The organism is Nostoc sp. (genome assembly GCF_036918245.1).
Classification (GTDB): domain Bacteria; phylum Cyanobacteriota; class Cyanobacteriia; order Cyanobacteriales; family Nostocaceae; genus Nostoc.
The window spans coordinates 1-14,386 of record NZ_JBALEF010000072.1 but is presented as its reverse complement, the minus strand read 5'-3'; the positions used below and the strand labels follow the sequence as shown (position 1 = coordinate 14,386).

General features: G+C 42.3%; 14 protein-coding genes. 9 read left to right on the top strand and 5 right to left on the bottom strand.

Translation table 11 applies throughout. The features are described from left to right. Positions 1–163 precede the first annotated feature (163 nt). Together V7L12_RS21135 and obgE are read left to right on the top strand one after the other, a co-directional pair. Positions 164–1,453: an RNA-guided endonuclease InsQ/TnpB family protein gene (locus V7L12_RS21135; RefSeq protein WP_335087229.1), complete on the top strand. Its 1,290-nt coding sequence runs from the start codon at positions 164–166 to the stop codon at positions 1,451–1,453. 100 nt (positions 1,454–1,553) lie between these two features. Continuing rightward, entirely contained in the window at positions 1,554–2,582 is a 1,029-nt protein-coding gene (gene obgE / locus V7L12_RS21130) for a GTPase ObgE (protein ID WP_334819056.1), read from the top strand. A 149-nt stretch (positions 2,583–2,731) separates the two neighbouring features. Here obgE and V7L12_RS21125 read toward each other — a convergent pair whose 3' ends face one another. Then, positions 2,732–5,773: a PAS domain-containing sensor histidine kinase gene (locus tag V7L12_RS21125; RefSeq protein ID WP_335087227.1), complete on the bottom strand. Its 3,042-nt coding sequence runs from the start codon at positions 5,771–5,773 to the stop codon at positions 2,732–2,734. 89 nt (positions 5,774–5,862) lie between these two features. Next, on the bottom strand, positions 5,863–6,057 hold the full coding sequence (locus V7L12_RS21120) for a hypothetical protein (RefSeq protein WP_334819060.1): 195 nt from the start codon (positions 6,055–6,057) through the stop codon (positions 5,863–5,865). An 86-nt stretch (positions 6,058–6,143) separates the two neighbouring features. On the opposite strand from V7L12_RS21120, the gene V7L12_RS21115 reads away from it, so the two are divergent. The 3 genes from V7L12_RS21115 to V7L12_RS21105 are packed head-to-tail and all read left to right on the top strand — an operon-like array spanning position 6,144 to position 7,828. Further along, positions 6,144–6,749, top strand: a complete 606-nt coding sequence (locus V7L12_RS21115; protein WP_335087225.1) for a vWA domain-containing protein — start codon at positions 6,144–6,146, stop codon at positions 6,747–6,749. Between the two features lie 54 nt (positions 6,750–6,803). Beyond that, entirely contained in the window at positions 6,804–7,409 is a 606-nt protein-coding gene (locus tag V7L12_RS21110) for a vWA domain-containing protein (RefSeq protein WP_334924209.1), read from the top strand. Between the two features lie 26 nt (positions 7,410–7,435). Then, the gene (locus V7L12_RS21105; protein WP_335087223.1) at positions 7,436–7,828 is read left to right on the top strand and encodes a salt stress protein, Slr1339 family; all 393 of its coding nucleotides are present in this window, start codon (positions 7,436–7,438) and stop codon (positions 7,826–7,828) included. A gap of 91 nt (positions 7,829–7,919) precedes the next feature. On the opposite strand, the gene V7L12_RS21100 is transcribed toward V7L12_RS21105, so the two are convergent. Then, positions 7,920–8,261, bottom strand: a complete 342-nt coding sequence (locus V7L12_RS21100) for a winged helix-turn-helix transcriptional regulator (RefSeq protein ID WP_334908199.1) — start codon at positions 8,259–8,261, stop codon at positions 7,920–7,922. A gap of 272 nt (positions 8,262–8,533) precedes the next feature. Between V7L12_RS21100 and V7L12_RS21095 the strand changes: the two genes are divergently transcribed. From V7L12_RS21095 to V7L12_RS21085, 3 genes are all read left to right on the top strand, one after another. Next, entirely contained in the window at positions 8,534–9,148 is a 615-nt protein-coding gene (locus tag V7L12_RS21095; RefSeq protein ID WP_335087221.1) for a hypothetical protein, read from the top strand. Continuing rightward, positions 9,135–9,530, top strand: a complete 396-nt coding sequence (locus tag V7L12_RS21090) for a type II toxin-antitoxin system death-on-curing family toxin (protein ID WP_335087219.1) — start codon at positions 9,135–9,137, stop codon at positions 9,528–9,530. The genes V7L12_RS21095 and V7L12_RS21090 overlap by 14 nt, the downstream gene beginning before the upstream one ends. Positions 9,531–10,503: 973 nt before the next feature. Beyond that, complete coding sequence (locus V7L12_RS21085; RefSeq protein WP_335087283.1) at positions 10,504–11,229, top strand: group II intron maturase-specific domain-containing protein; 726 nt, start codon at positions 10,504–10,506, stop codon at positions 11,227–11,229. A gap of 312 nt (positions 11,230–11,541) precedes the next feature. Here the strand turns inward: V7L12_RS21085 and V7L12_RS21080 are convergent, their stop codons facing one another. Continuing rightward, a complete protein-coding gene (locus tag V7L12_RS21080) occupies positions 11,542–12,288 on the bottom strand; it encodes a ferritin-like domain-containing protein (protein WP_335087218.1) in 747 nt (248 codons plus the stop codon). Positions 12,289–12,473: 185 nt separating this feature from the next. Here V7L12_RS21080 and V7L12_RS21075 point away from each other — a divergent pair, with 185 nt between their 5' ends. Next, a complete protein-coding gene (locus V7L12_RS21075) occupies positions 12,474–13,043 on the top strand; it encodes a thermonuclease family protein (protein WP_335087216.1) in 570 nt (189 codons plus the stop codon). 76 nt (positions 13,044–13,119) lie between these two features. Here the strand turns inward: V7L12_RS21075 and V7L12_RS21070 are convergent, their stop codons facing one another. Beyond that, entirely contained in the window at positions 13,120–14,001 is an 882-nt protein-coding gene (locus V7L12_RS21070) for a carbohydrate ABC transporter permease (RefSeq protein ID WP_335087214.1), read from the bottom strand. Positions 14,002–14,386: the final 385 nt, after the last annotated feature.

Here is a 14,386-nt window from a genome sequence, read left to right as displayed (position 1 = left end):
TAAACCTCTACGTAGGCGGTTAGCTACAACTTTATAATATTGCCATATTTTGAGCAAAAGGAGCAGGGGAGTAAGGAGTGTGAGTTACAAGTAAATAGTGAGGAATGAGATTTTAAAATATATATTTGTGACAAAGTAAAGATACTAAGGAGATGAAAGTGAAGTGTTACATAAAGTTGTGCAAGTCCGTTTATATCCGTCACAAGAGCAGCAAATTCAATTAACTCAAACTTTTGGGTGTGCGCGTTGGTGGTGGAATTATGCTCTAAATAAATCTATCGAAACTTATAAAGAAACAGGCAAAGGACTTAGCCGTGTAGCACTCAACGCATTTCTTCCTGCACTCAAAAAAGCAGAAGATACTATTTGGTTAGCGGATTGTTATAGCCAAATTTTACAAGCTACAACGCTCAACTTGACTACAGCGTACAAACACTTTTTTGAGAAGCGTGCGGGGTTTCCTAAATTCAAATCCAAGCACGGTAAACAGTCTGTCCAGTATCCTCAAAATGTCAAGATTGTAGATGGCAATGTCAAACTCCCTGGCAATATCGGGATAGTTAAAGCCAAAATACATAGACTCATTGAGGGGAAAATAAAGACTGTTACTGTGAGTAAAACGCCTTCTGGTAAATACCTTGCATCTATCTTGACTGTTCACACAGCGTCTTTGCTAAAAGAAGTAGAGGGTGAAAATCCAATTATTTTAGAAGGGAAAATTTACGGTATTGATTTAGGACTGAAACACTTTGCAGTTGTCACTGACGGCGAAAAAGTTTCCAAGTACGATAACCCTAAACATCTTGCCAAGCATGAGAAAAACCTTAAACGCAAGCAGAAAAAATTAGCACGTAAACAAAAAGGAAGTAATTCACGGTACAAATATAGAAAAGTTGTTGCCAAGGTGTACGAGCGAGTTAGTAATTCGCGGCAGGATTTTTTGCATAAACTTAGTTATAAGTTGGTCAGCGATAGCCAAGCTGTCATAGTAGAAAATCTTCATGTCAAAGGCATGGTACGCAATCATAAATTGGCTGCATCGATATCTGATGTTGGATGGGGAAAATTCACCAACTTCTTAGCCTACAAGCTAGAACGCAAAGGTGGAAAGTTGATCGAGATTGATAGATGGTTTCCCAGTTCCAAACTCTGTTCTAATTGTTTCACTTCAGTTGGTGAGATGCCGTTGGATATTCGTGAATGGACTTGTCCTCATTGCAATACTCATCACGATCGTGATGGGAACGCAGCAACGAACATTAGAGCAGAGGGTATCAGAATGCTTGCCCTGAGCGAAGTCGTTGGCGCAGCCTCTCGTAGAGAAGGGCTAAAGGCGGAAGGTTCAGCCGTCTCTGCTGTAGGAGGGAAGGTAAGTCCTAGTCTTGGGCGAAAGTCTAAGTTTAGGCACTCCCCCGTGATTACAGAAGCTCCTAGTTCAGCCGTAGGCAACTAGGAGTAGTTCACAACTTATAATTTATAACTCGCCCATAACTCGCAACTCATAATTCAGAACGGGTTAAACCCTAGCTATCCGCTAACAGGACTGTAGAAAGATGCAATTTATCGATCAATCAAAAATTGAAATTGAAGCTGGTAAGGGCGGTGATGGTATTGTCGCTTTCCGGCGAGAGAAATACGTGCCGACTGGCGGCCCCTCTGGTGGTAATGGGGGACGTGGTGGTTCGGTTTTTTTCGTTGCCGAAGAAAACCTACAAACTTTGTTGGACTTCAGATACAACCATCGCTTTCAGGCAGAAAAGGGTACTCGTGGCGGGCCAAATAACTGCACTGGGGCAGCAGGAAAAGATTTAATTATTGAAGTTCCTTGCGGTACAACTATTTATGATGCTGAAACTGGCGAACTGCTGGGGGATTTAATTGAACCTAAGCAGACTTTGCTGATTGCCCAAGGTGGTAAAGGCGGACTGGGAAATCAGCATTTCTTGAGTAACCGTAACCGCGCCCCAGAATATGCCCTCCCAGGATTACCAGGGGAAATAAAGCAGCTACGTCTGGAGTTAAAACTTTTGGCAGAAGTGGGGATTATTGGCTTACCAAATGCTGGTAAATCCACTTTAATTTCATCTTTATCAGCTGCACGTCCAAAAATCGCAGATTACCCTTTCACTACCCTGATTCCAAATTTGGGTGTAGTGCGGAAACCTACTGGCGATGGTACTGTTTTCGCCGACATTCCCGGACTAATTGAGGGAGCAGCTCACGGGGCAGGGCTGGGACATGATTTCTTGCGCCATATCGAGCGCACGCGGGTGCTACTTCACTTAATTGATGCCACTAGTGATGATGTGGTTAGAGACTACAACACAATTAAGGAAGAATTACAAGCTTATGGACGGGGTTTAGCAGAACGTCCACAAATTTTGGCACTGAATAAAATCGATGCAGTTGATCGGGAAACTGTCGATTTGGAGGCGTTAGCCACCCAACTTAATCATCTCTCCTACGCCCCGGTTTTTGTGATTTCAGCGGTTACTCGCTCCGGGTTAGAGCCGATGTTACAGGAAATTTGGGGAATTCTCGACCAAATGAAGGTTCCTGAAGAAGTGGAGGCATTTAGATAATTACTAATTCGTAATTCGTAATTACTACTTTTAGAGAGAAAGTAGCTGTTGGCAGCAGAAATACTTTTTTTTACTCATGGGATAAAGCTTTTAAAATTACGAATTACGTAGCTTGCTTCTCGCCAGAGGCGAGTATTATCAATTACGAATTATGTTGATGTATCCTGGATCAGGGGAATCTTAATTACAAACTCAGCGCCTTGTCCTAGCTGCGAAATACATTCTAAGGAACCGCCATGTCTTTCTGTAATGATTTGGTAGCTAATGGCAAGACCCATCCCTGTACCTTGACCGATGGGCTTGGTGGTAAAGAAGGGGTCAAATAGTTGTTTTTTAACATCTTCTGGTATTCCCAATCCATTATCGGTAATCCTAATTGTTACCTGATTTGGCTCCTGTAGTTGGGTGCGAATGCAAATTTGTGGGGAAGTTCTTTGCTCTATGTTTCGGGCATTTTCCCAAGGGATAGGACAAATGATCAATGACTCTTCCAAGGCATCGATCGCATTTGACAAAATATTCATAAATACTTGATTTAGCTGCCCTGCGTAACATTCAACCAACGGTAGCTTACCGTATTCTTTGATTATTTCAATTGTCGGACGTTGGTCATTACCCTTGAGGCGGTTTTGCAAAATCATCAAAGTACTGTCGATTCCCTCATGGATATCAACAGCTTTCATTTCAGCTTCATCCAAGCGCGAAAACGTTCGCAGGGAAAGCACAATCTCGCGAATGCGGTCTGCGCCAACTTTCATTGAGTTGATTATTTGTGGCAAATCTGATTTCAAAAAGTCCAGTTCGATTCGTTCTGCAAAATCCTCAATTTCTAGCACAGGGTCGGGATAATGACTTTGGTAGAGTTGCAAAAGTGAAAGTAAATCTTGGGTGTATTCCTTGGCAGGAGTGAGGTTGCCATAGATAAAATTTACCGGGTTGTTGATTTCGTGTGCCACTCCTGCGACTAGTTGACCCAAGCTAGACATCTTTTCAGTTTGAATTAAGTGAGTTTGGGTGTTTTGAAGTTCGCAGAGTGCAACTTTAAGTTCTTGGGCTTGTTGTCTTAGTTGCGCTTCCGACTTTAGCAGGGCTTCCTTGGCTTGTTTACGTTCTGTGATGTCTCTAACAACAGCTACCCGACAGAAAGGCTCTCCTGTTTCAGGATGTTTAACCATAAACAGGCTGCAATCAGTGGGAATTTCTATGCCCGTTTGAAAATGCTTATAGCGAAACTCGCCTTGCCAGAAACCATGTTGAAATATCAAAGGATTAATTTGTTGCTGAAACTCTGCAAAAGCTTCTGGTGAATAAAAATCAACCAAGAATTTACTTTTGGCTGCTTCCAGGCTACTAAGTCCCACCATCTTGAGTCCGCCGGGGTTCACATAGAGAACTTGCCCTTCCATTGAAGCAATGCCAATAAAGTCGTTGCTGTTTTCAATCAACGCTACAAATTTTTGCTGTTCCTCTTCAGCTCGTTTGCGTTCTGTGATATCTAACACCATTGAGGCAACGCCAATCACTTGGCCATCAGGAGCCACTAACGGGTTGTTATACCACTCACAGACCATCGTCCTACCATCTTTAGTGACGTTCTCGTTGATACTAAAACTTCCTCCACGTTGGGTTAAGAGGGCAGTGATAATCTCATTTACGTACTTTCTGGCGTTTTCAGGTACTATAATTTCAAAGTGATTCCCCAGCATTTCCTCTGCGGTGTATCCAAAGATTCTTTCTGCTACCCGATTCCATATCTGAACCTCAAATTTGGTATTCCATTCAATAATGGCTAAAGGTGTTTGTTCAATTAGCAATGCCAGTCTTTGCTTTGAAGCCTTGAGTTCTGCCTCTGCTTGCTTGTATTCGGTAATGTCGCGATAATACCAAATCCTACCGTAATAGTCTCCTAAAGGTGATATCTCACCACAAGCCCCTTGCTGTTTATGCACGGGTGCAGAATAGCGCTCAAAAATCTTTCCAGACTTGAGGAAAATTTCATCACGACAGCTTTCCTCTGGATGCTGGTAAAGATACTCCACCTTAGCCAGAAATTCGTCTGGATTTACTAGTTTGTCTAGTACCCATCCCAGAAGTTGGCGATCGTCACATGTTTCGAGGATTGCAGCAGGAATTTGCCATAACTGGGAGAATTTCTGATTAAATGATGTAACTGTAAGATTTTCATCAATAATCAGAATTCCGTCGATGGAAGCTTCTTGTTGAGCTTGGAGTACAGCATTCATGCGGTGTAGGTCTTTCTCTGCTTGCTGGCGATTGTGCAGTGCAGCTTGCTGTTCGCTGATGTCGCAAAGCAACCAACGCCAGCCGATCTGCTGACCCTGTGAATTATACATAGCAACCATCCTGATCCGAGCCGGAAAGGCTGTACCTCTTCGTGGCTGTAGATAGACTTCCCAATCCTGCACCTGCTGCAAATTTGCCAGTTGGTTCATAAAGGTTTGGCGGTCTGATTCAGCGATAAACAGGATGAATGGTTTACCTACCAGATACTTTTGTCTCACAGATAGTAAGGCTGCGCTTACATAGTTAGCCTCTTTGATGATGCCGCCTACATCAGTCACTAAGTAAGCATTTGGGGCGAGATCAAACAAATCCTGGTAACGCCGATGTTCTAATTCAGCCGTTTCACGAGCGATCGCTAATTCTTCGTTTTGTTGGCGCAGTTCTTCTAGGGTTTCCTGAAGTGCCTCGCAGGTTTCCATAAGATCAGTAATATCAGTAACTCTGCGAGTCACACCTAGAACTTTACCGACTTCATTCTCTAAAATGATGTCTCGAATACTACCCACCAGAAATTTATTACCAGTCTCATCCTCAAAGCAAGACTTTTTTGTAGAGATGAGATGGGTTATACCCTGAGCATCAGTAAAAATATCCTGGTTCTCATTAGTAATATTTGTGGCGAAAACTAATTCATCTTTTTCCCGGAACACATCAGCTTCTGCTTGCGGAAAAAAATCATAGTCTGACTTACCAATTAATTCTTCTCGGCTATGACCGACGAAATCACAATAGGTATCGTTAAGTAATACCCAGCAATGTTGACGGTCTTTGACAAAAATTGGGTCGGATATGCCGTTGATCGTCTGATGCAGAAATGCCAAGGAGAAGTTTTGCTGCTGCGTATTTTGTTTTGACGCGGGGTTATCTAAGAAACTAGGATGGTTCATACCCGAATTTATCTCTAAAATTTAGCTAAACAAAAGCTGTTTAGCTTTCTGTATGTCAGTATGACTAGCATTTATTATTCCCAGAGTCATTACAGTTGCAACAGAGAATTGGGGACACTTCGACATGGTTCGACTTTGCTCACCAGCCGCTCAGAGCATCGCTGGGGATTGGTAAGATTTTGTTCTCGTAGGGGAACAAAGAGGTTAGGTTTGGTTCGGCGATGCCTGCGGTTTTTGCTAGCCAACGCATTCATCAACTGTGGCGCGGCTTTTTTGGGTAGCATAATTGATACAAAACCTTAAAATGCTTGCGGTATCGTCAAATTCGTAGATTAGACTAGAACCACAGGGTAACAATCAAAGGAAGATTATGATGAGCGATCGCGACTATACATTAATTATTGATAAAAGCGGTAGTATGTCCACACCCGACCAAGTGGGTGGTAGAAGTAGATGGGAAATCGCTCAAGAGTCTACTCTCGCTTTGGCCAGAAAGGCCGAACAGTTTGACCCCGATGGCATCACCGTTTACGTGTTTTCTGGTAGATTTAAACGCTACGATGATGTCACCTCAGCCAAAGTTGCCCAGATATTTCTCGAAAATGACCCTTCTGGCACAACAAACTTAGCAGGTGTACTCCAGGATGCGCTCAATAACTACTTTCAACGCAAAGCAGCCGGTAAAACCAAGCCAAATGGAGAGATAATTTTAGTCATCACCGATGGTGAACCAGACGATCGCAAGGCTGTGTTTGAAGTCATCATTCATGCTACTCGTCAGATGGAACGTGATGAAGAATTAGGAATTTCGATTATTCAAGTAGGTTCGGATGCCCAAGCAACTAAGTTCCTCAAAGCTTTGGATGACCAGTTACAAAGTGTCGGCGCTAAATTTGATATTTGCGATACCGTCACTTTAGACGACTTAGAAGAAATGAGTCTTGTAGATGTATTGACAAACGCAATAACAGACTAATGTGTTGTTTACCCAAGTCCAATAACTGTTAATTCTTAATTGGAGAATTGAATAATGCTAGAAAATCGTGACTATACCTTGATTATCGACAAAAGCGGTAGCATGGCAACCCAAGATCAAAAGGGTGGTAGAACTAGATGGGTTGCAGCCCAGGAATCTACTTTAGCTTTAGCTAGTAAGTGTGAGCAATTTGACCCGGATGGTATCACCATCTATGTATTTTCTGGTAGATTTAAGCGATACGAAAATGTCACATCCAGCAAAGTCTCACAAATTTTCCGAGAGAATGATCCCTCTGGTACAACCGACTTGGCAAGTGTGTTAAAACATGCAACTGATGATTACCTTCAACGCAAAGCAGCCGGTCAAACAAAGCCAAATGGTGAAACAATTTTAGTAGTTACTGATGGTGAGCCGGACGATCGCAAAGCAGTCATGAGGGTGATTATTGAAGCTTCTCGTCGTATTGATCGAGATGAAGAATTAGCCATTTCTTTTATTCAAGTTGGTACAGATCAACAAGCTACCCGCTTTCTTAAAGTCTTAGATGACGAACTTCAAAGTGCTGGTGCTAAGTTTGATATCTGTGACACAATTACTATGGAAGATATGGAAGATTTGAGTCTATCGGAAGTGCTACTCAATGCCATTAACGACTAGCTATAACATTTATAGGAATTGCAAAAATGGATTCCATTGATAAGCTGTTAGCTGAACTCCAAACCGAATACAAAGAAGTACAACCACAACAGCAGTCAAAATCAGCCACACCCAAATCGTTTATTCCATCATCGCCAAAGTCGTCATCTTTCATAGATAATCTTTTGGCAGAAGTTAAGGCTGATTTTGCCCAAGAGGATGCTGCTATTGAGTTAAAAAGACAGCAAGAATTAGAACAAGAACGAATTAGACAAGAACAACTCAAAGCCAAACAACTAGAGACTTTGAAAGTGCAGGCAAAAGAATGGTTAGCCAAAGTAGATCCACTTTCGTCTGAAGGACTTTGGTTTGAAAGGTTTGCTGAAAGTTACCCCTCAAAATTAGAGGCAGCGATTGAATATTTAAGAAGTAATGAATAAAATAATTCGTAATTCGTAATTCATAATTTGGAGAAATCTGCTAGCTAAAATTATAAGGTAGCTAATTATTAATTATTATCTATGCTCAATATTAATGGTGATTTGTTCGAGCTAAATGTTGAACAGCCCATTCGTGCATAGCATAGAGAATTGGTTGCAAAGTTTCTCCTAAAGGTGTTAGAGAATATTCTACTTTGGGTGGAATTTGGGGATAAACTTCTCGATGAATAATGCCATCTTCCTCCATTTCTCTGAGTTGCTGGGTCAGCATCTTTTGCGTAACTCCAGGTAAAGCTCGTTGCAACTCACCAAAGCGTTTGACGCCTGCCATTAATTCTCTAATAATCAAAACTTTCCAGCGTCCGCCAATCACTTTTAGGGTAGTTTCTACTTCACAAGTCAGCCTGAAATGGTTTTCTGCTTCAGCTTTCATAGTTTTTTTGTAGGAAGAACCTGATTCAGGTTTGCTCGGTAGTACCGCTAGTTATCTGATTATTACTTTTTTTAGGTCTTCCATAATCAGTGTAGCAGCTGTGGGAATATGAAAATACAATAGATACTTGCTGTCTTCCGCAGTCAACTGTAGGCAGATGTTTGCTGATTACTGTAACAGTAATCAGCAAAGTGCGATCGCTTGTTTTATAATTGGGTAACTAGCTATCCAATTAAGTAGAGCCTTCCAGCAAGGCAATCGCTCCACACTTCATGCTCACACAGGAAACAATCTCAACACTTCAAGCACAAGTAGAGCGGTTTCAGCAATACCTGGATTTTCCTAATGCACAACATGAAACCAGCGCCAAACTAACTGAAATAGTCAGTACCAGAGGGATCTCGCAAGATGAGCTTAGACAAGAGATAGCTCAACTTCAACAAAAACTTCATAGATTTGTCAAACTGCTTGAAAAAATTCGCGACAGAGCTAGCGTTGGGGAGTTAACAGTACTGTACTTTGTCAAATCCAATTTCCTTTTAAAGGAAATTTTAGACGACGGATACTGGGTTTTATACTGGAGAGAAGACGCGAAAAAAGCAATTGAACTGATAACATCAGCTTCTGTTGCTCTATATAAGGAAATCAAAAACGCAGTTAGCCCTGAAACTCCCAAAAAAGACATCAACTATGTTGTCTTAGAAACCCTAAAACATAGTCTAAACTCACTCATTGAAGCAGGGTTAGGAGTCAACGCGTTCTCCCAAGAGGAGGTTAACGCATTCGATTTAGGAGACATAACTCCTCAAGAATCAGAAACTGTGTTAATCTTCCTATCAACATTGAAAAAATGGGAACCAGTTTACAAGAGACTTGCAGCATCCTAAATTTCTTGGGAAAGAAGACGTAATCCTTATACATGAAGCACTCGTCAGTGAAACTGGCGAGTCATCAAACATAATTAATGAAGGCTTGCTGGACTCTGCTCTTTACTCACCTCAAGCAACTTTTGGGGGAGAGTATTTGCATCCCACAATTTATGAACAGGCATCTGCATATCTATTTCACATAGCCTGCAATCACGCTTTTGAGCAAGGTAACAAACGCGCTGCTTTTGCTGCTATGGTGACTTTTTTAAATGCGAATGATTACGATATTGAAATAACAGAGGAAGAAGCTGAGAAATTAACCGTAAAGGTAGTCACGCATGAAATAAGCAAGGAAGAACTGCCTGCTATATTGAAAAATTACGTGACAAATCTTATTTAACGTCATTACATTGCGATCGCTCTTAGAGAATGTCTGAGAAGTTTTAGATATGTGATTTTACAGCTATTTTCAGGTAAATAGACCACGCGGTAGGGGCGCAAGACCTTGCGCCCCTACAACAGATGTGGTTCAAATACATGAAAACTGCTGTAATTACGCAAGTCGCTTGAGCATCAATCGAATTACGCCAATAGTAGTATGTAGCAACTTGGAGCTAAGAACCGTCAAAAATCTCAGGTTATGCTAAGGAATATAGAGTGCGAATCGTTGGCTAGAAACTAAGACCCATAAGGGTCTGGAGGATTAGCCGCAAGGTACAGAACCTTCTCCCAAAGGGAGAGGCTGCGCCAAGACAACTGAATGACCATGTAGGTGAGAGTTATTATCCTAGAACCCTCAAATCCTACCCCGTAGGTGCAACGGTGAAAGCATCACCCCCAGGTTCGAGATTAGCCATCAACGCCTGAAGCGGGGTGAAAAGGTGTATTCACTGACAGCCTAAGTCGGTAAGCATCGAGCAAAGTACCCATGAGTAAAGTCCCGGCTTGAAGATACAGATTGAATCGTCGTGACCCTAAACCAGCGTAATAAGGCTTCTACGCTGGAGCCAAAAGGCAACGGATAAGGAGTTGGCAAGTTCTATATTGACCAATAAGCACTTCCAATAAACCCGGCGAATAGTATCACTCTAAAGGTACACAGTATGGTCATTCGGAACGAGATAACCTCTCGTATGCTCTCAGGTGGTCGAATACCTGAGTAGGTGCTAACCGTATGCAGCGAGTAGGAGAGATTAAGTCAGAAGCGAATGTCTGGGGTAATGCCCAGAATATGCAAACAGACTTACGGTGATTTGGATGATAAAGTCCCAAGTAGTGAGTAAATATGTCTAATACACAGTCTAAACAACTGATGGTGGAATGGCACTCTATTACTCGTAGGAAAGTATCACTCGAAGCAGGGATTTAAGACAATCATCACCCCAAGCAAGCAGAAGAAAAAGGTACATTACGAACAAATCGCTAGTGTTATTGAAGCTCACAAGGCAGCACCGCAAGCGGCACTAATCAGCCATTTAAACCCAATTATTAGGGGATGGACAAACTACTACGCGACTGTGGTAAGTAAGGTTGCTTACTCAGATGTCGATAACCTCACGTACCAAAAGTTAAGCGCCTGGGCAAAACGCCGCCACTCCAAAAAGAGTAGGGAATGGGTGTCAAAAAGATATTGGCACTCCATAGGCGGTGATAACTGGGTATTCGCAACCAAGAAGGAAGGTTCAACCTCACTTCGATTACTAAACCATGCCGACACCCCAATAGTGCGTCATGTGAAAGTTAAAGGCGAATCGTCACCATACAACGGAAATCTGGTTTACTGGAGTTCTAGAATGGGTAATAACCCAGAAATGCCAAATAGGATTTCAAAACTCCTGAAAAAGCAAAAAGGGAAGTGTATCCACTGCGAAATGTTTTTCCGCGAAGACGATGTGATGGAAGTTGACCATATCATCCCGAAATCAAAAGGTGGAAAGGATGAGTATAAAAATCTTCAACTTTTACACAGACATTGCCACGATACAAAGACAGCCAATGATGGCAGTCCTGGCACAAAATCTGGCTGTAATAATGCCAAGCCTAAGCCCACCAGAAAACTTGAAAAAGTCTCGGAAAAATGGGTAATGAGGTATGCGTGACAAGCACCAAATCACTGAGGAGCCGGGTGAGGTGAAAACTTCATGCACGGTTTTGAAGACCAACGGGGTTGGCGACAACCTCGTTGAGTTTAATAACCCCTGGCTCAATCTTTCGTTAGCCAGGGGTAGTTGATCATTCTGACTTTTAACGGTATTCAGAACACCTCTCTAAATGTCTCTCCTTGTTGGAGAGAGACTTTGAATTTTCCCCTTCCCGTGTCGGGAAGCTTGCTCAGGGGTTAGGTCTTTCGTGGGCTTTTCCACATGACCTGAATTGTCAGGTTGATCATTAGGTACTTAAGATATCTATAATTACGTAGCTACCAACTCAGAATCGATTTCCGACGGCGCACTATCCTGGACTAGCGATCGCGTTTCGCCATTACGCTGGAGGATACCGCTAACCATTGCCAACAAGGCATTTACCTTGCGGGTTCGCCACATATCTACGAGTTCTTGCACTTGAGTTGCAGACATCCGTCCCATCATCGCTTCGTAGAGATAAGCAGCATGTCCAGTTTCATCTTGGGCAATACTTAGCATTCCTAACTTCAAGTTACGAGCGGTTGGCTCGTTATCAGGTAATACTTTCGCCATTCGCGCAAAGTCTTTACTAGCATCTAACTCCAGAATGTATGTGCTAGCCATAAACATATCCCAATCAATCACAGCAGGTTTGAGCTGTTCTTGAGGGTAGCCCTCATAGAATGCTGCAAAAAAGGGACTACGCTGCTGTTGTGATTTTTTTGTGGATGGAGTTTGGGGTTGACGCTTGAAATCTATAACTTGTTTATCCAACTGTTGTAAGGCGTGGGCAAAAATTTGACCATGCTTAGTTTCATCTGATGCATGTTTTGCTAATTTTTCGGCTAGCCATGTATCGCCTTCGGCAGCTGCGCGCTCGCTAAGTGCAGATAAAAACGGCACCGAGCCAGATTCAGCCAACTGAAACCCTGCAAGGATGTTGGGGCGGGTTTTAGAATCACGAATTTGAGCAGCAGAGTAATACGCAAAGACACCTGAACCAGCTAGATGCAGAATGTGAGTCAAGAAGTTCATCAGAAATTGCCGCTAACAATTGCAAGGTTACAATTCTTATACTAATCCGCATTTTCTATTTGGTTGCCGCCAGAGGGTCTTACCATTTTGGATTTTGAATTGCCTGTGGCAGTATATCAACAGTTAACAAAAATATCTTTTCATTTTGCTAGTATCATCCCACAGAGGTAATTTAGGAAGTTTGGATGGAGAAATTAACTAAACCAGTGCGATTTTGGCTTTGTGCAACTATCATAATTTTGGGTTTGATGGGCTGCGATCGCTTTATCGCTACTTCTGGAGAACCAGTTGAGCGAGTCAGTGATGGCGATACTTTAGTAGTCAAAGATGCTGATGGCAAAAATCTTACCGTGCGCTTTGCTTGTGTAGATGCGCCAGAAATAGCTCATACTAATAAAGAAAAGCAGAGTAAACGCATTAGCGATCGCAATCAATTTACTTGGGGTGTGAAAGCTCAAGAACGGGTGCAACAACTGGTGCAACAAGGAGGCGATCGCGTAACTTTGAATATCACTGATCGCGATCGCTATGGACGTAAAATTGCCGAAGTCCGTTTAAAAAATGGCACTTTTGTGCAACAGGTATTAGTGCAAGAAGGTTTAGCAAAAGTATATCGTCCCTATTTAAATAAGTGTCCTAGTAAAGATTTAGTTCAACAAGCCGAAGCTAAAGCTAAGGAGCAACGGCTTGGTGTTTGGAGTGATACTAAATTTGTGAATCCTTGGGAGTATCGCAGTCTATATAAAAAAAAGTAAAACTTGAAAACTCGGCGTTGGATATTTGCGGCATGATTTAGCAACTTTCAAAATTCCCCCCTGCTCCCCTGCTCCCCTACTCCTCTCCCCAAGTTTGCAGTTGCAAATAAACTAGTACCAACGTTGCTGCTAATAACACAGTTGCTCCTGCTGCTGCATAACCAAAATCAAATTGACCAAAAGCCTCTTGGTAAATGTAGTAAACCAGCAGATTAGTCGAATTCAGTGGCCCACCGCCAGTCATCACATAAATTTGCTCAAAACTCCGCAATGTAAAAATTGCGGTAGTAATGATTGCAAATATCACAGTCGGGCGCAATCCGGGCAAAGTAATATACCAAAATTGTTGCCAAGCATTTGCTCCATCCAAATCTGCTGCTTCATAACGACTAGGAGGAATTGTTTGCAACCCTGCTAAAAAAACCACCATATTGAAACCCAGTTGTTTCCAAATACTCATTAAAATAATTACTGGCATTGCCCAAAATGTGTCTCCTAACCAGGGTATGTCTGAAATGCCAAAAAAAACTAAAAGTCCGTTAACTGGCCCTGATGTCTGAAACAGCCAGCGAAATCCCAAACCCGCTGCCACAATTGAAATAATTGAGGGTAAAAAATAAGCACTTCGCAGGATGCCCCGCAAGGGAATGGAGCGGTTTAATAGTACTGCCAATCCCAAGGAGATAACTAAACTGGGAATGATGGTGGCAACCGTAAAATAAAAGGTGTTACCCAGAACTTGCCAGAAGTCGGGGTTGAGTAGCAAGCGCCAATAGTTTTTTAAGCCTATCCAATAAATACCTTTTAAGGTGAAACTACCAGCAGTGAAACTGAGGTAGAACAAATAGGCGATCGGCCAAATAATAAAAACACCCAGCAAAATTAGTGCTGGTGTGAGAAAAATCCAGGCAGCTACTGTATCATTATCCAACCACGACTTACTATATATTTTTGGCATCTATAATTTTCCCTCTTAGCTGTTATGACCCTCCGCCCTGATTCTACCCTTAGCTTGGTTTCTCCCAGCATTAGCGATGTATGCCGACAAATCGCCTCGGGAATTATGGCTTCTGGGAATGGCAGCAATTTTGATGCAATACTGCGTAGGTTTTGCCTAAAAAATAAAAATGTGTAGCGACTGTTTTAAAAGTCAAGCGTAGGCGTAGCCCGCACCTCTATACTTGATTGCGGTGCGACAAAGTTTGAAGTACTCCAACACGACTTCGGAGTACCTCAACACGACTTTCAAGTACCTCAACACGACTTTCAAGTACCTCAACACGACTTTCAAGTACCTCAACACGACTTTCAAGTACCTCAACACGACTTTCAAGTACCTCAAC

Excerpts from the sequence above, each read along its gene's own strand:
- V7L12_RS21080 (WP_335087218.1), bottom strand. The coding sequence starts at position 12,288 with ATGAACTTCTTGACTCACATTCTGCATCTAGCTGGTTCAGGTGTCTTT.
- V7L12_RS21075 (WP_335087216.1), top strand. The coding sequence starts at position 12,474 with ATGGAGAAATTAACTAAACCAGTGCGATTTTGGCTTTGTGCAACTATC.
- V7L12_RS21110 (WP_334924209.1), top strand. The coding sequence starts at position 6,804 with ATGCTAGAAAATCGTGACTATACCTTGATTATCGACAAAAGCGGTAGC.
- obgE (WP_334819056.1), top strand. The coding sequence starts at position 1,554 with ATGCAATTTATCGATCAATCAAAAATTGAAATTGAAGCTGGTAAGGGC.
- V7L12_RS21125 (WP_335087227.1), bottom strand. The coding sequence starts at position 5,773 with ATGAACCATCCTAGTTTCTTAGATAACCCCGCGTCAAAACAAAATACG.
- V7L12_RS21100 (WP_334908199.1), bottom strand. The coding sequence starts at position 8,261 with ATGAAAGCTGAAGCAGAAAACCATTTCAGGCTGACTTGTGAAGTAGAA.
- V7L12_RS21115 (WP_335087225.1), top strand. The coding sequence starts at position 6,144 with ATGATGAGCGATCGCGACTATACATTAATTATTGATAAAAGCGGTAGT.
- V7L12_RS21120 (WP_334819060.1), bottom strand. The coding sequence starts at position 6,057 with ATGCTACCCAAAAAAGCCGCGCCACAGTTGATGAATGCGTTGGCTAGC.
- V7L12_RS21095 (WP_335087221.1), top strand. The coding sequence starts at position 8,534 with ATGCTCACACAGGAAACAATCTCAACACTTCAAGCACAAGTAGAGCGG.
- V7L12_RS21070 (WP_335087214.1), bottom strand. The coding sequence starts at position 14,001 with ATGCCAAAAATATATAGTAAGTCGTGGTTGGATAATGATACAGTAGCT.
- V7L12_RS21105 (WP_335087223.1), top strand. The coding sequence starts at position 7,436 with ATGGATTCCATTGATAAGCTGTTAGCTGAACTCCAAACCGAATACAAA.